This is a genomic window from Pseudomonas sp. TZ252 (assembly GCF_056110345.1).
Genome location: NZ_CM148566.1, coordinates 5,294,437 through 5,315,642, shown reverse-complemented (window position 1 = coordinate 5,315,642; position 21,206 = coordinate 5,294,437). Strand labels below are relative to the sequence as shown.

The following is a 21,206-nucleotide window of genomic DNA, read 5'->3' as shown; positions in this document are numbered from 1 at the left end:
ATCTCTTCATGACCGACCGTCGCACCTTCCTCAAGCAGGCCGGTATCATCGCCGCCGGCCTGCCACTGCTTTCTTCGGCCCGACTCCCCCAGGCAGCCACCGAGTCGAACAGCGACAAGTGGCAGGCTCTGCGCCAGCTCTTCGACCTCGATCCGCGGTACCTGCATTTCGCCAACTTCCTGCTTGCCTCTCATCCGCGCCCGGTACAGCAGGCCATCGACCGGTTGCGTCTGCGCTTCAATGAAAACCCGGGCGAAACCGTCGACTGGCATCGCGAGGAAATCTGGAAGCACGAAGACAGTGCTCGTAGCTGGGCGGGGCGCTACTTCGGCGTGAGTCCGGGCCAGGTGGCGCTCACCGGTAGCACCACCGACGGCCTGGCGGCGATCTATGGCGGCCTGCTGGTGCAGCCGGGCAAGGAGATCCTGACCTCTTCCCACGAGCACTACTCCACCTACACCACCCTGGAGTACCGACAGAAACGCATGGGTACCCAGGTACATACCTTCCCCCTGTTCAAGGATCCACACCAGGTCAGCGCCGATGAAATACTCGGCAGCATCGCTTCGCGTATCCGCCCGCAGACCCGGGTGCTGGGCATGACCTGGGTGCAGTCGGGCAGCGGCGTGAAGCTGCCGATCCGCGAGATCGGCAAGCTGGTGCGCGAACTCAACCAGAAGCGCGACGAACAGGACCGGATCATCTACGTGGTCGACGGCGTGCATGGTTTCGGCGTGGAAGACGTCAGCTTCGCCGACTTCGACTGCGACTACTTCATCGCCGGCACCCACAAGTGGCTGTTCGGCCCGCGTGGCACCGGGGTCATCATCGCCCGCTCGGAACAGCTCCAGGAGCACCTGGTGCCGAGCATCCCGACCTTCTCCCGCGCCGACAACTTCGGCACCCTGATGACCCCTGGCGGCTACCACGCCTTCGAACATCGCCTGGCCCTGGGCACGGCCTTCGAGCTGCACCTGCAGTTGGGCAAGGCCGAGGTCCAGGCGCGTATCCACCAGCTCAACGCCTACCTCAAGCAGCGCTTGGGCGAGCATCCCAAGGTCCGCCTGGTCACGCCGACCAGCCCCGAGCTGTCTTCGGGCTTCACCTTCTTCCGCGTCGAAGGCCGCGATTGCGAGGCGGTCGCCAAACACCTGATGGCGCACCGGGTAATCAGCGACGCCGTGGATCGCGATGTCGGCCCGGTGGTGCGCCTGGCGCCGAGCCTGCTGAACGACGAGGCGGAGATCGACCGGGTGCTGGAAATCCTCGCCCCGCAACTCGCCTGACCCCTTTCGCCACTCAACGAGAACCGCCATGCACGCATTACCGCCCCTGGCCCTGGCCGCACTGATCGTCGCCACCGCCCCAGCCTTCGCCGACGAAGCGAAGAAACCCGGCACGGTGTTCAAGGATTGCAAGGACTGCCCGGAGATGGTCGTACTGCCCGCCGGCAGCTTCACCATGGGCACCCCGGACGACGAGGTCGGCCGCCAGCCCGACGAGGGCCCGCTGCACGACGTGACCTTCGCCAAGCCGTTCGCCATCAGCCGCTACCAGGTCACCGCCGGCGAACTGGACGCCTACCTGAAGGCCACCGGCGTCAAGCTGGCCGACGGCGATACCCGCCCCGGCCGCGAATGCATCGCCGGCAAGCCGCGCTACCAGCAAGGCCCTCGCCAGCCGGCGGTATGCGTCGACTACAACGACGTGAAGAACTACGCCGCCTGGCTGTCAAAGAAGACCGGCAAACACTACCGCATGCTCAGCGAGGCCGAGCGCGAGTACGGCGCCCGCGCCGGCAGCGCCGGCCCCTTCCCCTTCCCGTTCGACGAAGGCAAGGAATACAGCATCGCCAAGCACGCCAACACCTACGGCGCCAGCGATGGCTACAACTTCACCTCGCCGGTGGGCAGCTTCCCGCCCAACGCCTTCGGCGTCTACGACATGCACGGCAACGTCTACGAGTGGGTCGCCGATTGCTGGCACGACCACTACAACGGCGCGCCGAGCGACGGCAGCGCGTGGATGGAGGACAAGTGCGAGCTGGTGCAGATCCGCGGCAACGACTGGGGCGAGCCGCCGATCTTCTCGCGCTCGGGCAATCGCAACAATGCCTACCCCGACACCCGCGGAGACTGGATCGGCTTTCGCGTCGCCCGCGAACTCTGATGGAAAAGGCCGGGACGCTCTCGCTCCCGGCCTTCGCTCAACGCTACGGCAACTCCCGGTCAGCCTTTTTCCGCCAGCAGCGCCAGGCCCTCATGCAGCGCCGGGAACAGACTGTTGTTGAAGTTGTTCCAGCGTAGTTCGAGGATGGTATCCTCGGGCGATATCTCGGTCTTCAACACATCGTGGAATACCTCGCCGGAATCGATGCCATTGTCCACATAGTGGAAGGATGCCCCGGTCCAGTACAGCGGCTCGACCGCGACCTTTTCCAGGGTCGACCAATCCACCACCTTCTCGCCACGCGCTCCATAGAGGGCATCCAGGGTCGCATAGGCACCACGACGCTCGTAAGGCGAGTCCTCGCGCGTCACGCCAGGATGGATATTCATGATCCGTCGTGCGAACGGAGCGCCTGGGCGCACCAGCTCATCGAGGATTACCAGGAGCCCGTCCAATACCACTACATCGGCGCCCAGCTCCACCAGGGTGTCATGCAAGCGTCGCTCGAAATCGCTCTTGCCGGCCACGTGCTCGGGCGTACCCCGTGGGTACCGACGGTAGGTGGAAGGCACGCTGAGCAAGAGGTCGTTCAGGGTCTTGCCTTGCACCTGCAGGTCTGCCGGATAGAACCATTGCTGCCCGGGACGATAGGCGAAACCGTAGTCCCTGATTTTTTCCTGGTCGCGCGGCAACCCCGCATCGTCGTCATAGATCACGCCGACCAACTCGTATGCCTCTCCCAGCGACGTCTGGTTCAATCCCTCGACGAGAGACTCCAGCACCGACTTCATGTAGCGCTCTTCGCCCTTGTAGGGGACATACTGACCGGCCTTGTCCGCTGCAGCATTGCGCAGCGACCAGATGTAGGCGAGTTTCCGTTTCTTCATATGGTTCATTCCTGGGAGTGGATCGGCGTCGTGCATGGGAATACACATCGTGTACGCGGCACTCGCCGGGACTTCGAGCGCCCCGGTTGCATGCTCTCCATGAGAGCAACGAACGACCCCCGGCCGAATTTATCGGCAACTGCCGGACGGGCCAGAGCAACTTAAACATTTCCCCCGCCACTTCGTCCTCCAGCTAGGAGAAGTATCCCACGGCGCATGGCACGCCCTTTCCAGCATGCGCCCCACAGTTGCACGGCCTAAATCGGACGACCTCCTTCTCGTCTCACTGGATCAAGACGAGGTCAACGACGCGACTACCCATCGACCTCCATTTCTCCGTAGGCATCCGAGAAGGCCCCATGACCCGAACAGCTGAAAGCCTTGCCCATGAAACCCTGACTCTCCTCAAGCCGTTCTGGCCGCACGTCCTGCTTTCGGTACTGCTGGGAATCGCCGGCGGCCTCAGCGTCACGGCCCTGCTGGCCACTATCAACACTGCAATGAATACAGAAGGCGGCCCGAACCTGCACGTGGCCCTGCTTTTCGCCCTCCTGTGCGTCATGACCCTGGTCTGCTCGACCCTGTCGAAACTGCTGACGAATTATGTTGGCCAGCGCGTGGTCGCCACCCTGCGTCGAGACTTGGCCGCCAGGATTCTCGCCGCGCCGATCGAACAACTGGAACGCTATCGTGCGCATCGCCTGATCCCGGTACTGCTCAACGACGTCGGCGCACTCAGCGTCTTCGCTCTGAGCGTATCGCCCATGCTCATCGCCTTCACTGTGACCATCGGCTGCCTGAGTTACCTGGCCTTGCTATCCTGGCAGATCCTGCTGGTCACGGTGCTGACAGTGGTGCTCGGTAGTGGCGCCCAATATCTGGCCCACCGTCGCGGCACGCATAGCCTACAGGCAGCTCGCGACGGCGAGGACGAACTGCAGAAGCACTACCAAGCCATTTCCGCCGGAGCCAAGGAACTGCGCATACAGCGCGAACGCCGCATCGATTTGCTGGAGAGGCAGATCCATGGCACGACAGAAGACATCTGTAAGGCCAACGTACGCTCCGCCGCCATATTCATAAGCGCCGAGACCTTCGGCTCGATGCTGTTCTTCGCGGTGATCGGAATGGCGATCGCCTTCCTGGCACTCTGGCCCGCTGCCGAAAGAACCGTGTTGGGAGGATTCGTGCTGGTCATGCTGTACATGAAGGCTCCCCTGGAACAACTGGTCATCAACATTCCCAACCTGAGTCGCGCCAAGATCGCACTACGCCGTATCGGCGAACTGGCAGGACAGTTCTCCTCCTCCGAGCCACACCTTCTGGAAAGCACTCCCGCTCCGGCGGACATGAGCCTGGAGCGAATCGAACTGCGCCAGGTGCGCTACGACTACCCACAATCCGAAGGCGGTCAGTCTTTCCATCTCGGCCCTCTCGACCTGACCATTCGCCGGGGCGAAATCGTCTTCGTCGTCGGGGAGAACGGCTGCGGCAAAACCACGTTGATCAAGCTGCTCCTGGGTCTATACACCCCACAGCAGGGCGAAATCCGTCTGAACGGCAAGACTGTGGACGACGCGCGACGAGACGACTACCGCCAATTGTTCGCCACCGTCCTCACCGACTACTACCTGTTCGACGAATTGCTTCGCGGCCGCACCGAATTGCCAGCGGAAGCCCACAAATACCTGGAGCGCCTAGACATCGCACACAAGGTGGGTATCCGCAATGGCAGCTTCACCACCACCGACCTCTCCACTGGTCAACGCAAACGCCTAGCGCTGATCAACGCCTGGCTGGACGACCGCCCAGTGCTGGTATTCGACGAATGGGCGGCCGACCAGGACCCCGCATTCCGCCGCGTGTTCTACACCGAGTTGCTGCCCGAACTGAAACGCCAGGGCCGCACGCTCATCGTCATATCCCACGACGACCGTTACTTCGACATCGCCGACAAATTGGTACATATGCACGCCGGCCAGATTGTGGAACCCGCGCTGCACCCCGCCTGATAGACATCAGCCTGACGGGACACCATGGCGTCCCGTCCGCCCTTCCCGCCTCGCGGTGAGGCAGCAGCGAAGCTCACCCCGACAAACCGCCTTTCCACACGTCGTATCGCCCGCTCAGCCAGCCCGTCTCTGCGTCTCTCGACTCCCTCTCTTCTACTGCGAAGCGTGCTGAAGACATCGCCGCCGCCCAGTCGCCCAACATTAGCTGCGCGCCTCTATCTTTGTGCCTGCACTGCCGGCAATGACGCACCGTCGTGCTCGTCACGGACCAGCCGACGAGAATCGCCAACAACCCTGCTGGCCGTCATCCGGATTCCGAACGGATAGAAAAAAGCCGGCCCGAAGGCCGGCATTCGTACATTTCCCGTTCCGGCAGGCCCGATGACCAGCCGTCAGCAGTTCAGTAACTATAGGTAAGCGTGAACAGCACGTTGCGCGGATCGCCGAAGTAGTTGTGGCCATAGTCGACGGACTTGAAGTAGCGCCTGTCGAAAATGTTGTTGACGTTCATCGCACCGGTCAGCTCTTCGGTGAAGCGATAGGCCAGGCGACTGTTCCATACCGCGAAGCCGCTCTGCTCCCGTCCGTAGTAGCCGAACCCGGCCGACCGGCTCTGTGCATTGACGCCGCCGCCGACGGATACCCGCGACCAATTGCCCGGCAACCGGTAGTCGACCCAGGAGCGGAATATGTGCTTCGGTGTATTGACGCTGGCGCCAACGTCATCCGCTTCGCTGGGCACCTCGCCCTGGTAACGCAGCAGGTTGAGGGTGTAGGCGGCATATACCTGCACGTTGTCGAACAACTCGCCGCTGAGCTCGGTCTCGAAGCCGCGGCTGATAGCCTTGCCGCCGCCGTGGTAGCAGGTACCGCCGCAGTTGGCTTCCTGAACGTCATCGGGCAGGTTGGCGTCCTGGATCGGGATGTTGTCCTGTTCCATGCGGAACAGCGCGAAGGTGGCATTCAAGCGGCCATCGTTGAGGATGCCTTTCAGACCGGTCTCGACGCTTTTCCCGCTTTTCGGTCCCAGGATGCTGCCGCTCGCGGTACGCACCGACTGCGGAAGGAAGATTTTGGTGAAGCTGGCATACGCACTCCACTCCGGATTGAGGTCGTAGATGATGCCGGCATAGGGAATGGCCTTCGCCGACTCCTTGGCCACCGCCTTCGAATAACCCCAAGGCCCATTGGAGGTATAAGCCTTCTGGTAGGACGAAATGCGAGTCCCGAGCACTACGGACAGGTCGTCGGTCAGATAGTATTGCCCCATGCCGTAGACGCCTTTCTGGATCGAAGCGTAGCCATCGTCGCTGCGCCTGACGGAATAGATGTCGTCATCGGATGGTTTGTTGGTATTGACCGGCGAGTTGAAGATATCCCAGTTGGGTACGTAGCGCTGCCTCCAGCCGAAGGTATCGCTGCTGTCCAGGTCCGAATAGTTCGCCCCGAATGTAAGGTTCAGCTGGCGATCGGCAACCTTGGTACGACCATTGACATAGACATCCCCGCCCCAGTGCTCGGAAAAGAAGTCGAAGACGTAGGCATCTCCCCGCAGCGTACTGGTATTGTCCGGATTGATGCTGCCGGCCATCAGCAGGTACTTGTAGTCGTTCTTCTCGCGCGCATTGACCACCGTGGCATTCAACGACCAGTCTTCGTTGAACTGGTGGGCAATATCGAAGTAGAAGGTCTCTTGGATCTTGTCCCAGTAGGACCAGTCGCCGCCGAGGAAAGTCGAGCGACTGAAATGCGGCATCGAACCATCGGTATAGTTGGGCAAGCCGTTGACATCGATGTTGGCGTCGATCCGCTCGCGACTGAAGCCGAAGCCGAGGCGTGTAGCTTCCGTAAGATCGTAATCGAGCGCGGCATAGATGGTCTGGCGGTCATCGCCTACGTGGTCGACAAACGAGTTCTTGGTGTCGTAGTCGAGAACTAGGCGCCCTCGCAGTCTTCCCTGTTCGTCGATCGGGCCGGAGATATCGGCCTGGGTACCATAGTGATCCCAGGAGCCGGCCTTGGCAGTCAGCCGGACCTGGTTCTCCGCCGTCGGTCGCTTGCGCACGAAGTTGACCGAGCCCGAGGGATTGCCGCCGCCCTCCAGCAGACCTTGCGCACCCCGGAGAATCTCTACCCGATCGAAGATCGCGGTCTGCCCGCTGAAGTCCGAACCACGGGCATAGGATTGGCGCTCCAGGGGTACACCGTCGTACTGGAAGTTTTCGATGAAGAAACCGCGAGAGTAGTACTGCTCGCCGGTACCGAACATCGGGATGGAGGTAACGCCCGGCGCGTTGGCCAGGACATCGGATACGGTGGACATGTTCTGGTCCTGCATCCGCTTCTGGGTGACCACCGTCACCGATTGGGGAATTTCCTTGATGCTCTTGTTGCCCTTGCCGATCGACACCGCAGGCGAGGCATAGGAGCCGCTGTTTTCAGTAGTGGGATTCAGCGCCAGGCCTGAGACCACCATTGAATCCAGGGATATCACCGAAGAGGAGTCCTGCAGGCGTAGGATCAGGGTTTTGCCCTGCAGTTCGAAACCGATACCGTTGGCCCCATCCAGCAGTTGGCTGATCGCCTGTTCCAATTCGAGTTTGCCGCTGACACTGCGGCTACGCAGACCACTCAGGTCGCTCGGGTTGTAGAGCACCTGCAGACCCGCCTGGCGGCCAAGCGCCTGAAGCGCCGCGTCGAGCCGCTGGGCGGGAACGTTGAACTCGTACTCCTGCGCGACCGCCTGGGCGCTCACCAGCAGAAGGGCCAGGCCAAGCCTGGACATCTTGTTTGCCCCCAAACTTCCTAAAGCCCTTGCCAGAGGGGAAACCGCATGTGCTGTTGGCATGTTTTTCTCCATATATTTCGTATGGATAAATATTTAAGAATACTTATCAATTACAAAGACGTCTCAGCAGGAAAAACCGGAAAAAAAACTCAACTGTCGTATTTCGTTACCCCGGACATACCCGGGCCGGGTTTACCTGTAGGTAAAACCCGGCCCGGCCCTCGTTTGTCGACGCGCTACGTACGTTGCTTCAAAGACCGCTCGCTAGCCTCGTCAAGCTCCTGCAACAGGCGCTCGTCCTGCATGATCGTGTCGTGCTCGGCCTGGCAGAAGGTTTCTCGCGCCAAGGTGAAAGACATCTGCGCCTGGAACTGCCGCGCCTCCGCCTCGCGCCCTTCGACCCACCAGCAATGAACCCCGGCAACGAGCCCTGCGAGTTCGGCGGCATCCCAGCAGAGCTTGCGCAAGGTCGCCACGGTTTCGAACACACCAATCAGCTCATCCGCCGTGAGGCCATGGCGAACAGGTTTCTCCGCCACCTGAGCACGGATATGACTGGCTACGACAGAGGCATCCACCGACGCCTCGGCCGGAAGCCGGGAGCGCGTCCCCAGGAATATCTCCAAGAACTCATCGAGGACCTGGCCCAGCTCCTGATCGCTTCTTCCCCTGCCGTCGACCAGCGGTGCATCCGCGAGGCCGAGGAAGACGACCTCCTCGCCCTGCTTCTCCAGTTCCCGCGCCACGAAGAGGCTGATGACTGCGCCCAGCGACCAGCCCATCAGGCTGTAAGGACCCTGAGGTTGTCTTTGCCTGATCAGTCCGGCGTACTGCCTGGCCAGCTCCCGCATCGCCAGGCCTTCGGGGCGATAACCGGAGAGCAACGGCGACTGGATACCGATAACCGTGCGTCGTCCCTCCATCCGCCGCGCAAACGGCAGGTAGTCGAAGGCCGTGCCGAAGATTCCGTGAATGCAGAACAACGGCGGCACCTGCTCAAGCCCCCTGTTCAAGCTCACCAGCGGACTCCCTGCATGTGACCGCGACTCCAGCAACGCGGCGATGGTTGGCTTGTGCATCAGGTCGCGCAGGCTGATCTCCAAGCCCGGAGCACGCCACAGCCTGATTCTCCCCACCAGTTGGACGGCCAGGATCGAATCGCCGCCAAGCTCGAAGAAGTTGTCGTGCAAACCGACCCGCTCGACACCGAGTACCTCTCTCCAGAGCCGCGCCAGGTCTTTTTCCGCTTCGGTCTGCGGGGGCGCGTATGCCTGCGTCTGTGCGCCGGCATCCGGCTTCGGCAAGGCCTTGCGGTCGATCTTGCCGTTGGGCGTCAGCGGCAACCGTTCGAGCGCCACCAATTGCGCAGGCACCATGTATTCCGGCAGGCAGCCCTTCAGTGCATTCCTCAGCACATCGCGCCAATCTGGTGCCAGTTCTGACGTGATGGGCACTACGTAGCCAACCAGTTGCGCGCCATGGGCTCCCTCCTGTGCCAGCACCACAGCCTCGCGCACGAGGCCCTGCTCCTGCAGGCGCGCCTCGATCTCGCCCAGTTCGATGCGGAACCCGCGGATCTTCACCTGATGGTCGACACGGCCGAGATAGTCGATAACGCCATCGGAGCGGCGGCTGGCCAAATCTCCGGTGCGGTAGAGGCGTCCGCCGTGTGCATCGAACGGGTTGGGCACGAAGCGTTCTGCTGTCAGGGCGGGACGTGCGAAATAGCCCCTGGCCAGACCGCCCCCGCCGATCAGCAGTTCACCGCCGCCCCCCGCCGGCATGGGTTCGAGTTCGTCATCCAGGACGTGTAGCGCGGTGTTGCCGATAGGTCCGCCAAGATGGATGACCTCGCTGTCGAGCACACGCTGGCAGGACGACCAGATGGTGGTCTCGGTGGGACCGTAGACGTTCCATAGGGAGTCCACGTGCGCGAGCAGACGTCGTGCCAGGCCTCCGCCCAGCGCCTCACCACCACAGAGCGCCTTGCGGCCACGCAGGACCTCGGCGCGCTCCGGAGCGCCGTCCAGCAGCATCCTCCAAGTCGCCGGCGTCGCCTGGATGATGCTGACCTCAGCCTCTTCGATGAGGGCCAGCAGCGCCTGCGGATCCTTGCTCTGCTGAGCCTTAGGCATGACGATACAGGCACCGCGGGTCAGGCCCAGGTATAGCTCCAGGCCAGCGATATCGAAGGACAGGGACGTCAATTGCAGCAGCCGGTCGGAAGAGGTGCACCCCGGCTCCCGCGCCATGCTGGCGAGGAAGTTGAGCAGCGAACGATGTTCGATCTGGACACCTTTCGGCCTGCCGGTCGAGCCTGACGTGTAGATCACATAGGCCAGGTTTTCCGCAGCCAGGGGACGCAGCGGGTCATTCGAGGGATAACCATCCAGCCAGCCAGTCCGATCCAGGTCGAGGGCGGCCACGCCCTTCGCCAAGGGCAACCCAGGGGACAGCCAGGACTGGCTCAGTACCAGCCGTACGCCGCTGTCTTCCAGCATGTAGGCAAGCCGCTCGCGAGGATAGTCGGGATCCAGGGGCACATAGGCGGCACCTGCCTTGAGCACCGCCAGTAGGCCGACAAGCATGTCCGGCCCGCGCTCCATGGCGATTCCCACCAGACTCTCTGTCCCCACTCCCTCAGCGAGCAGGTAGTGCGCGAGGCGGTTGGCGCGTCGGTTGAGTTCACCGTAGGTCAGTAGCTCACCGTCGAAGAGCACCGCAGGCGCGTCCGCGAAGCGCCCTGCCTGCGCCTCGAACAGCGTATGCAGGCAAAGGCCGCGAGGATATTCCGCATCCATGTCGCAGCCAAGCGCCAGGTAACGCTGCCGTTCATCCTCGTCCAACATCCGCAGTTCGCCAAGGCGGATTTCCGGCGCCCGGCACATAGCCTCCAGCAAGTTGCGCCAGTGCGACGCCAACCGCTCTACCGTCTCGGAATCCAGATAACGGCGATCGTAGCTGTACTGTACCTGGAGGGTCTCCCCCAGACCGACCGACAAGGTCAGCGGATAGTTCGTCTGCTCCCGGTTCTCTACCTCACCGAAGCGCAGCCCCGACGGGGCACCCTGCTCCAGTGCCTCCGATACCGGATAGTTCTCGAATACCAGCAGGCTGTCGAACAATCCCTCGCCGCCCTGCCCGGCCCAGCGCTGCACTTCGTACAGTGGCGTATGCTCATACTCGCGCAGGCCCAGGTTGCAGTCCTGCACCTGGCTGATCCAATCGACAACACTCAGGTCCGCCCTCGGGCTAGCGATCACCGGCAGAGTATTGATGAACAATCCCACCTGTTGCTCGATGCCGGGCAACTCCATCGGTCGCCCCGCCACCGTGGCGCCGAAACACACCGTGTCCTGCCCGGTGTAACGCTGCAACAGCAACAGCCAGGCCGATTGCACCAAGGTGTTCAAGGTCACCCGCTGGGTGCGGGCAAATGCCTCGAAATGCTGGGTGGAAACCGGATCGAAGGCGTGGACGAAATGGCCATGTCCGCTCGCTGGCAACAGTTCGCAACGTATAGCCTGTGCCAGGCGAGTTGGCGCATCGAGCTCGGCGAGCCGCTCTTTCCAGTAGCGCTCGGCGCTTTCCCGGTCCTGTCGCTGTAGCCAGGCGATGTAGTCGCGGTACCGGCCGGCCTGAGGAGCAGGCTGACGCCCCGAGTAGCGTTCAAGTACTTCGCCGAGCAGCAGGGAGCCGCTCCAGCCATCCATCAGGATGTGGTGATTGGTGTAGATCAGGCGATGCCGATGGTCGGCCACTCGCACCGAGACCCAACGCAGGAGCGGCGCCTGTTGCAAATCGAACGTCCGCAGCCGCTCCTGGTCTGCCAGGTCCTCCAGGGCTGACTCGAGGTCGGTGCGCCCGCGCCAGTCGTGCTCGGCAAAAGGAAGCGAAACGCTTTTGTGCACCACCTGCAACGGCCGACCCAGCTCTCCTTCCCAGACGAAGCCGCTGCGCAGGACATCGTGCGCCTCCAGGGTCGCTTCCCAGGCCAGGCGGAAGCGGGCGACGTCCAGCCCTTCCACTTCCACCTGCATCTGGTTGATGTAATCGCCAGCGCCCTCTTCGTACAAAGAGTGGAACAACATACCCTGCTGCATGGGAGACAACGGGTAGAGGTCGGCGATCGAGCCGACGGGCAATGGCAGGCTATCCAGGCGTGCCTGGTCGATATCCGCCAGAGGAAAGTCCGAAGGCGTCAGCCCACGATTCCGCTCTTCGCAACAGTGGGCAACCAATGCCTGGAGTTCTGACAAGTATTCGTCCGCAAGCCGCTGGATGGTGGCTTCTTCGAACACTTCCCGACTGAACGTCCATTGCAGACTCAATTCGCCGTCATAGACCTGCCCGCTCAGTGCCAGCAGGCCGTCGAGAACTGCCTCGTCGCTACGCTCGGCACCGCTTCCCTCCCGCGCGGGCACGAACAACCCCTGCTCCTGGTCGAAGCTGCCGTCGAACTGGCCTAGATAGTTGAAGACCAATTGGCCCTCCGGCAGGCACCCGAGCGTTGTCCGAGCTTCATCGTCGCCGAGATAGCGCAGCAGGCCATAGCCGATACCCTTGTTCGGCACGGCCCGTATCTGCTCCTTGATGGTCTTGATCGAGTCGACCAGATCGATTCGTGGACTGAGCCGCAATGGATAGAGGCTGGTGAACCAGCCAACGGTACGGCTCAGGTCGATATCCTCGAAAAGATCTTCGCGACCGTGTCCTTCGAGACGCACCAGCACATCGGCCTCACCGCTCCAGCGGCAGACCACCCTGGCCAGGGCCGTCAACAGCAGATCATTGATCTGCGTGCGATAGGCCGCCGGAGCCTGCTGCAACAGACGGCGGGTCCACTCTCGCTCCAGCCGCCCGCCAACGTAGGCGGCATGCTTCAGCTGATGTCTTCCATGGGGGTTGTCGCAGGGCAGGTTATCCGACAAGCCCTGAAGCTGTGCCTGCCAGTAGGCAAGCTCCGATTTGAGTGCCGGCCCCCGGGCATGTTCCTGCACACGCTCGGCCCAGGCCTTGAATGAACTGGTCTTCGCCGGCAGGTGCGGCATCTCTCCGGTCGCCAATGCCTGATAGGCCTGCTGCAGGTCTTCCAGCAATATCCGCCAGGACACCCCATCCACCACCAAGTGGTGTACGACCAGCAGCAGTCGCTGGCTGCCGTCCGGCAGGGTCGCAAGCAACGCCCGCAACAGGGGGCCATGACGCAAATCCAGGCTGCGCTGGCAGGCCTCGATCACCTCCTCCAGTTCTTCCGTAGCATCCAGCGTACGTTCCCACAACAACTCTTCGCTCGCCTCCTGCGGCAGGAACTCCGCCTGCCAGCCCCTTTCGCCAGGCATGTAACGCAAGCGCAGGGCATCATGCTGTTCGACCAGCGCCGCCAGGGCCCCCTGCAGCGCCTGAGGGTCGAGCGCCTCGCTGGGTTCCAGCAGCAAAGACTGGTTCCAGTGATGGCGCTCGGGGACATCCTCCTCGAAGAAACGTTGCTGGATCGGCATCAGTGGCATCGAGCCGAGAACAGGCCCCTGATCGACAAGCTGCCCCGTATCGAACCGCACAGCCCCTGCCAGTCCCTGTATCGTCTGGTACTGGAACAGATCCTTGGGAGTAAAGCGGATTCCCGCCTGGCGAGCCCGGCTAACCAGTTGCAGCGAGATGATCGAATCCCCGCCGAGCTCGAAGAAGTTGTCGGCCATCCCGACCCGCTCCAGCTTCAGCACATCCGCCCAGATCGCTGCCAATGTGCGCTCCAGCTCCGTCGCCGGCGCCACATACTGTTGCTGGCTGTCACTGGCGTCCGGCGCCGGTAGCGCCTTGCGGTCCAGCTTGCCGTTGGGCGTCAGCGGCAGCGCCGCCAGGAACACCCACTGTGTCGGCACCATGTATTCCGGCAGGCTCGCCTTGAGCGCCGACTTCAGCACTTCACGCAGGGCGCCGCGCTTCTCGTCCTCCAGCGCACCGACATCCTGTGGCACCACGTAGCCCACCAGTTGCTTGCCACTCGCGCCATCGCGGGCCAGCACCACCGCTTCGCGCACGCACTCCTGCTCCAGCAGGCGCGCCTCGATCTCGCCCAGCTCGATGCGGAAACCCCGGATCTTCACCTGGTGGTCGACACGCCCCAGGTAGTCCACCAGCCCATCGGCACGTGCCCGGGTCAGGTCGCCGCTGCGATAGACCCGCTCGCCGTTGCCGTACGGATCCGGGACGAAACGCTCGGCCGTCAGCGCCGGCCGGTCCAGGTAACCCCGCGCCACACCTTCTCCACCCAGGTAGAGCTCACCGGCCAGACCCAGCGGCAGCAGGTCCAGGTCCGCGCCCAGTACATAGGCCCTGCGACGTCCCAGCAAGGTACCGATAGGTGCGTAAGCCGCACCGCACGGATCCTGCGGACACGCCTTCCACAACAAGGGCGTGACCACCGTCTCGGTCGGTCCATAGCCGTTGAACAGGTAGCCCGGGCGCAGGCTTTCCCAGGCCAGCTCGTAGCTGGCCTGCGGCACCGCGTCACCGCCGAAGCAGTACACCCGCACCGGCGGCGGGTTGCCGTCACGCTCGGCATGCTCGGCCAGTTGCTGCAGGTACACCGGCGGAAAGACCCCGATGGTCACACCGTGACGATGCATCTGCGCATAGGTCTCCTCCGGCAGCCAGATACTGTCGTCGCGCACCAGCACCCGCGCTCCGTTGATCAACGGGTGCATCCAGCCTTCATGGGCACCGTCGAAGGCGAACGACATGAAATGCAGCTCGCAGTCCGCCGGGCTCGTCTCGTAGCGCTCGCCGGTCGCACGGATATGCGACACCAGCGGTCCGTGGGATACCGCCACGCCCTTGGGCAGGCCGGTCGAACCGGAGGTGTAGATCACGTAGGCCAGGTTTTCCTCGGCCAGATCGACCTCCGGCGCACCCTCCGGACGATCCTGCCATTCGCCCGGGTCGTCCACCGCCAGGCTCGCCAGGCCGGCGGGCAACGGCAGACGCTCGAGCACGTCGCGCTGGGTCAGCACCAGCGCCGCGCCGCAATCCTCCAGCATGTAGCGCAGGCGCTCGGCCGGATAGGCGATGTCCAGCGGCACGTAGGCGCCGCCGGCCTTGAGTACGGCCAGGAATGCCACCATGATCTCCGCCGAACGGCGCATGGCGATGGCCACCCGCACCTCCGGCCCCACGCCCAGCTCCACCAGGCGCTGGGCCAGGCGGTTGGCCTGGCTGTCGAGTTCGCCATAGCTCAGCCGCTGCTCGCCGAACAGCACCGCAATCGCCTCCGGCGCTCGACGCGCCTGCTCCGCGACCAACTGGTGGACGAACGGCCGGCTCGGATAGTCCTCACCGGTCTGGTCCCAGCGCGCCAGCAGCAGGTCCCGCTCGGAACGATCCAATAGCGGCAACTCGCCAAGACTCCGGTTTGCGTCCTGGCAGATCGCCTCCAGCAAATTACGCCAATGGGTTGCCAGCCGTTCCACGGTGACCGCATCCAGGTGCAAACGGTCGTAGCTATAGTGGATGGTCAGCGTCTCGCCCATGTTCACGGCCAGGGTCAGCGGGTAGTTGGTCTGTTCTCGACTCACCACCTCACCAAAGCGCAATCCTGCCGGAGCTCCTTGTTCCAGGGCCTCCGATACGGGGTAGTTCTCGAATACCAGCAGACTGTCGAACAAGGACTCACCACCCTGTCCGGCCCAACGCTGCACCTCGAACAATGGCGTGTGCTCATACTCACGCAAGGCCAGGTTGCGCTCTTGCACCATGGCGACCCAATCGCCCACGCTCAGGTCCGCGCGCGGACGGCAAATGACCGGCAGGGTATTGATGAACAACCCGATCTGCTGCTCGATGCCGGATAGCTCCATCGGCCGGCCGGCCACCGTGGCGCCGAAGCACACCGTTTCCTGTCCGGTATAGCGTTGCAAAAGCAGCAGCCAGGCCGATTGCACCAGGGTGTTCAGGGTCACTCGTTGGGCGCGGGCAAAGGCATCCAGCCGTCGGGTCTGCTCCGCGTCGAACAGTTGATAGTGATCGCCGTAACCATCAGCCACTGGTTTGACCTGACCAGCAAGCGCCTGCATCAGCCGCGTAGGTGCATCGAGCTCGGCGAGTTGCTCCTTCCAGAAACGCCCGGCGGCATCCTGATCCTGACGTTGCAGCCAGGCGATATAGTCGCGATAGCGACCCGCCAGCGACGCCGGCAAGCGACCCGCATACCGCTCCAGCACCTCGCCGAGCAAGCGCGAGCCACTCCAGCCGTCCATCAGAATGTGATGGTTCGTATAGACCAGATGATGTCGACCTTCGCCCACGCGAATAACCGCGATCCGCAACAACGGCTCCCTGGTCAGGTCGAACCCCTTGCGCCGCACGTCTTGCGCATACGACTCCAGCGCCTGCTCAAGGTCCTCTCGCGCACTCCAGTCGAAAACCTCGAAGGGCAGCCGCACCTGCTTGTGGATCAGTTGCAGCGGCCGCTCCAGGTCCGTCAGTATGTTGGCCCGCAGCACCTCGTGACTGGCGACGGTCGCCAACCAGGCCTGGTGGAAAGCCCCGACGTCCAGTCCTTCCACGTCCACTCGCATCTGGTTGACGTAGTCGCTTCCTCCCTGCTCGTACAGGGAGTGGAAAAGCATCCCCTGCTGCATTGGCGACAGCGGATAGAGGTCGGCGATCTCGCCTGCCGGAACTGGCAAAGCGTCAAGTCCGGCCTGGTCGAGGTTCGCCAAGGGAAAGTCCGATGGTGTCACGCCACGATTGCGCTCCTGGCAGCAATGTTCCACAAGAGTCTGGAGCTCCCGTCCGTACTCATCCGCGAGCGCCTGTATGGTCTGCTCGTCGAACACTTCCCGGCTGAAGGTCCAGCCCAGGCTCAGCTCGCCGTCGTAGACCCGCCCGTCGACGCTCAGCAATGCGCCCAGAGGCGCCTGCTCGTCCATGACCGCACCACCATCCTCCCGGGCCGGCGCGAACAATCCGCGTTGCTCATCGAAGCTGCCATCGAACTGGCCTAGATAGTTGAAGACGATCTCGCCTTCCGGCAACGTTTCGAGCGTTCTGCGGGCCTCGGCGCTTCCCAGGTAGCGCAGTAGGCCGTAGCCGATCCCCCTGGAAGGAATTGCGCGCAGCTGTTCCTTGATGGCCTTGACCGAGTCGGCCAGGTTCTGCCGGGGGCTGAGGCGCACTGGATAGAGGCTGGTGAACCAGCCAACGGTACGGGTCAGGTCGATATCCTCGAACAAGTCCTCGCGCCCATGACCCTCCAGGCGGACCAGAACCTCCGCCCGCCCGCTCCAGCGACAAACCACCCGTGCCAGCGCTGTCAGCAGCAGGTCGTTGACCTGTGTGCGGTAGGCTGCTGGCGCCTCCTGCAGCAAGCGACGGGTCGTCTCGCGCGGCAACCGGGTATCAGCGTGGGCAACATGCCTTTGCTGACGGCCACCTTCGGGACGCTCGCAAGGCAGATCCGTGCTCACGCCCTCCAGCGCCTGTCGCCAATAACAAAGCTCACGCTCGACGGCTTCGCTGCTGGCATGCTCCTTCAGGCGATCGGCCCAAGCCTTGAACGAACTGGTTTTCGCCGGCAAGTTCGGCGCCTGTCCAGCCTGTAGGCTCTGATAGGCCTGTTGCAGGTCTTCCAGCAGGATTCGCCAGGAAACGCCGTCCACCACCAGGTGATGAACGACCAGCAAGAGCCGCTGGCTGCCATCGGGCAAATCGGCCAGCAGCACTCGCAGCAAAGGCCCATGTTTCAGATCCAAGCTGCGTTGTGCCGCCTCGACGACCTCCGAAAGGTCGCCGTCAGCCAACTGACGCACCCATAGCACATCTTCCGCACACGCGGCAGGATCGAACGCCGCCTGCCACTCTTCGTCCACGCCGTCGAAACGCAATCGCAAGGCATCATGACGGGAAACGACGGCCTGTAACGCTTCTCTCAACAGAACAGGCTCGAGAGAATCTGCCGGCGCCAGCAACAGAGACTGGTTCCAGTGATTGCGCTGGGGAATCGCCTCGGCGAAGAAGCGCCGTTGCACCGGAGTCAGCGGCATCGATCCGCTGACCGGGCCCTGGTCGACCGCTAACGCCGGCGCGAAGCGTGCGACCGAAGCCACGCCTTGCACGGTCTGGTGCTGGAACAGATCCTTGGGGGTGAACTGGATACCCGCCTGGCGAGCTCGGCTCACCACCTGCAGGGAGATGATCGAGTCTCCGCCCAGCTCGAAGAAGTTGTCGGTCAGCCCGACCCGCTCCAGCTTCAGTACCTCCGCCCAGATCGCCGCCAGTTGCTGCTCCAGGTCCGTCTCCGGTGCGGCGTAGACCTGCTGGCTGTCGCCGGCTTCCGGCGCCGGCAGCGCCTTGCGGTCCAGCTTGCCGTTGGGCAGCAGCGGCAGCGCCGCCAGGAACACCCACTGGGTCGGCACCATGTATTCCGGCAGGCTCGCCTTGAGCGCCGACTTCAGCACTTCACGCAGGGCGCCGCGCTTCTCGTCCTCCAGCGCCCCGACATCCTGCGGCACCACGTAGCCCAGCAACTGCTGGCCGCTCGCACCGTCGGCGGCCAGCACCACCGCTTCGCGCACGCACTCCTGCTCCAGCAGGCGCGCCTCGATCTCGCCCAGTTCGATACGGAAACCCCGGATCTTCACCTGGTGGTCCAGGCGACCGAGATAGTCGATCTGCCCGTCTCTGCGCAACCGCGCCAGGTCGCCGGTACGGTAGATCCGCTCGCCGTCGCCGTACGGGTCCGGCACGAAGCGCTCCGCGGTCAGCCCAGGTCGTCCCAGATAGCCACGCGCCAGGCCGGCGCCGGCGATCAGCAGTTCGCCTCGGCAACCCACCGGACAGACCCCACCCGCCGCATCGAGGATGCGCGCGCGCACCCCCGCGATCGGTGCACCAATGGGAATCCCCCCCCCCACCTCCTTCACCGGCGCCGAGAAGCAGCAGGCATCGATGGTCGCTTCGGTCGGCCCGTAGAGGTTGACCAGCTCGCCGTTCCAGCGGCGCCCCAGTTGTTCCAGCAGCGCGCCGCTCAGCGCTTCGCCACCGCAGCAGAGCAGCCGCAGCGAGTCCAACTGGTCGTCGCCGGCGAAAGGCAGCAGCGCCTGCAACAGCGACGGCGGCATTTGCAGCACATTGATCCGTTGTGCCTCGACCAGCCCCCACAAGCTCTCTAGCGAGGTACCCAGCTCCGCAGGCGCCAAGTGCAGGCGAGCGCCGGACATCAGTGGCAGCCAGAACTCCCACACCGAGGCGTCGAAGCTACTCGAGGTCCGCTGCAACACCCGCTCGTGCGCCGCCAACTGGAAGCGCTCCTGCATCCAGCGCATGTGATTGACCAGCGCGCCATGGGTGATGCCAACGCCCTTCGGGCGCCCGGTCGAACCAGAGGTATAGATGACGTAGGCCAGATGCTCCGGACAGGCACGCTGCTCCGGATTCCCGTCCCACTGCGCCGGGACGTTCTGGAACAGGCTCGGGTCGTCCAGGCATAGGTTCGTCAGCTGTGCGTTGAACGGCAGTTCATCCTGCAGGAACGTCTGGGTCAGCAACAGGCCAATCCCGCTGTCCTCTGCCAGGAAGGCCAGGCGCTCGGCGGGATAACCGGGATCCATCGGCACGTAGGCGCCACCGGCTTTCAGCACCGCCAGCAACGCCACGACCAACTCCGGGCTGCGCTGCATGGCGATACCCACCGGTACGTCCGGACCAACGCCTTCGGCCCGCAGCCTGTGCGCCAGTACGTTGGCCCGGCGGTTCAGTTCCCGGTAGCTCAGCTCGATCTCGCCATGCACCACCGCCGTCGCCTCCGGGGTCCGCGCCGCCTGCGCCTCGACCAAGGGATGCAGGCAGGCAGGCTCGGCACAGGGGGCGGACTCGCAGCCGCGAACAAGCTCGACGTACTCCGCTTCAGCCAGCATCGGCAATTCGCCGACACGCTGACTCGCGTCCTGGCAGATCGCCTCCAGCAGGTTGCGCCAGTGTGCCGCCAGACGCTCCACCGTCGACCGCTCGAACAGGCTGGTCGCGTAGATCAGCGACGCGCTCAGCGCGTCACCGCTTTCATAGGTATCCAGGGTCAGGTCGAACTGCGCCGTCGCGCTCGCCCGCTCCAGCGCCTCCACTCGCAGCCCCGGCAGCTCCAGAGCCTTGCCCTGACCCGCGTTCTGGTGGTTGTACATCACCTGGAACAATGGGCTGTGGCTCAGGCTCCGCTGCGGCTGCAACGCCTCCACCAGTTGCTCGAACGGCAGGTCCTGATGGGCCTGCGCTTCCAGTGCGGTACGTTTGACCTGCTGCAACAAGGCGTCGAAACGAGTCTCCAGGTCGAAGTCGGCCTTCAACACCTGGGTATTGACGAAGAAGCCGATCAGACGCTCGGTCTCTACCCGGGTGCGGTTGGCGATCGGTACCCCAACGCGGATTTCCGGCTGCCCGCTGTAGCGATGCAACAAGGTCTGGAAACTGGCCAGCAACAGCATGAACAGGGTCACGCCCTGCTGCTGCGCCAGCTGTTTCAGCGAGCGACCCAGGTCTTCGCCCAGCTCCACCTGCAGGCTGTCGCCGGCAGGACTCTGTACGCTCGGCCGCGGCCGGTCGGTCGGCAGTTCCAGCACCGGCTGCTCGCCGCCCAGCTGCTGCCGCCAGTAGGCCAGTTGGCGCTCACGCTCGCCGGCTTCCATCCAGCTGCGCTGCCACAGGGCATAGTCGGCGTACTGGATCGGCAACGGCTCCAGCTCCACGGCGCGGCCTTCACGGTAGCCGGCGTAGAACTGCATAAGCTCTTCCACCATGATCGGCGTCGACCAACCATCGGAGACGATGTGGTGCAGGGTCACCACCAGCACCTGTTCTTCGGCGGACAGGCGCAGCAGCAGGACCCGTAGCAACGGACCACGTTCCAGGTCAAACGGCAACAGGACTTCGTCTTCGATCCGCAGCAACAGTGCGGACTCATCCGTCCCACTCATGGTCTCTTCGCGCAGCTCCAGAGGCAGGTCGTCATGTACGACCTGCAGTGTCTCGTCGCCTTCCTGGCGGAAGGTGGTGCGCAATACCTCATGACGCTCCACCAGTGCGGCGAAGCTACGTTTCAAGGCTTCGGTGTCGAGTTCACCATGCAGACGCAGGACCGCCGGAATGTGGTAGGCCGCGCTGCCCGGTTCCAGTTGCCAGAGGAACCATTGCCGTTGCTGGGCGTAGGACAGCTGCAACGGCTCCTCCGGAGAGCGCTTGAGTACAGGGGTTATTCCATACAGGTTCACTCCTTGACGCTTGAGCAAGGCCGCCAGGGCCTTGCGTTCTTTCTGAGAGAGTGACCTTACGGACTTAAGCAGCTCTTGCACCGGGATATCT

At 63.4% G+C, this 21,206-nt stretch carries 6 protein-coding genes; 3 read left to right on the top strand and 3 right to left on the bottom strand.

Going from position 1 to position 21,206, the window contains the following annotated elements:
• Positions 1-8 precede the first annotated feature (8 nt).
• Together pvdN and pvdO are read left to right on the top strand one after the other, a co-directional pair.
• Positions 9-1,286, top strand: a complete 1,278-nt coding sequence (gene pvdN / locus ACYAF3_RS24620) for a pyoverdine-tailoring periplasmic protein PvdN (protein ID WP_023084238.1) — start codon at positions 9-11, stop codon at positions 1,284-1,286.
• Between the two features lie 28 nt (positions 1,287-1,314).
• Positions 1,315-2,169, top strand: coding sequence for a dihydropyoverdine dehydrogenase (pvdO, locus tag ACYAF3_RS24615; protein ID WP_012614136.1), 855 nt, complete (start codon positions 1,315-1,317; stop codon positions 2,167-2,169).
• A gap of 59 nt (positions 2,170-2,228) precedes the next feature.
• On the opposite strand, the gene pvdF is transcribed toward pvdO, so the two are convergent.
• On the bottom strand, positions 2,229-3,056 hold the full coding sequence (gene pvdF / locus ACYAF3_RS24610; protein ID WP_012614135.1) for a pyoverdine biosynthesis hydroxyornithine transformylase PvdF: 828 nt from the start codon (positions 3,054-3,056) through the stop codon (positions 2,229-2,231).
• 359 nt (positions 3,057-3,415) lie between these two features.
• Between pvdF and ACYAF3_RS24605 the strand changes: the two genes are divergently transcribed.
• Positions 3,416-5,068, top strand: coding sequence for a cyclic peptide export ABC transporter (locus tag ACYAF3_RS24605; RefSeq protein WP_012614134.1), 1,653 nt, complete (start codon positions 3,416-3,418; stop codon positions 5,066-5,068).
• Positions 5,069-5,468: 400 nt separating this feature from the next.
• Here the strand turns inward: ACYAF3_RS24605 and ACYAF3_RS24600 are convergent, their stop codons facing one another.
• A complete protein-coding gene (locus ACYAF3_RS24600) occupies positions 5,469-7,916 on the bottom strand; it encodes a TonB-dependent siderophore receptor (RefSeq protein WP_023082193.1) in 2,448 nt (815 codons plus the stop codon).
• A 176-nt stretch (positions 7,917-8,092) separates the two neighbouring features.
• Positions 8,093-21,202 (bottom strand): non-ribosomal peptide synthetase, encoded by a 13,110-nt coding sequence (locus ACYAF3_RS24595; RefSeq protein WP_474727917.1) that lies wholly within the window; start codon positions 21,200-21,202, stop codon positions 8,093-8,095.
• Positions 21,203-21,206 lie beyond the last annotated feature (4 nt).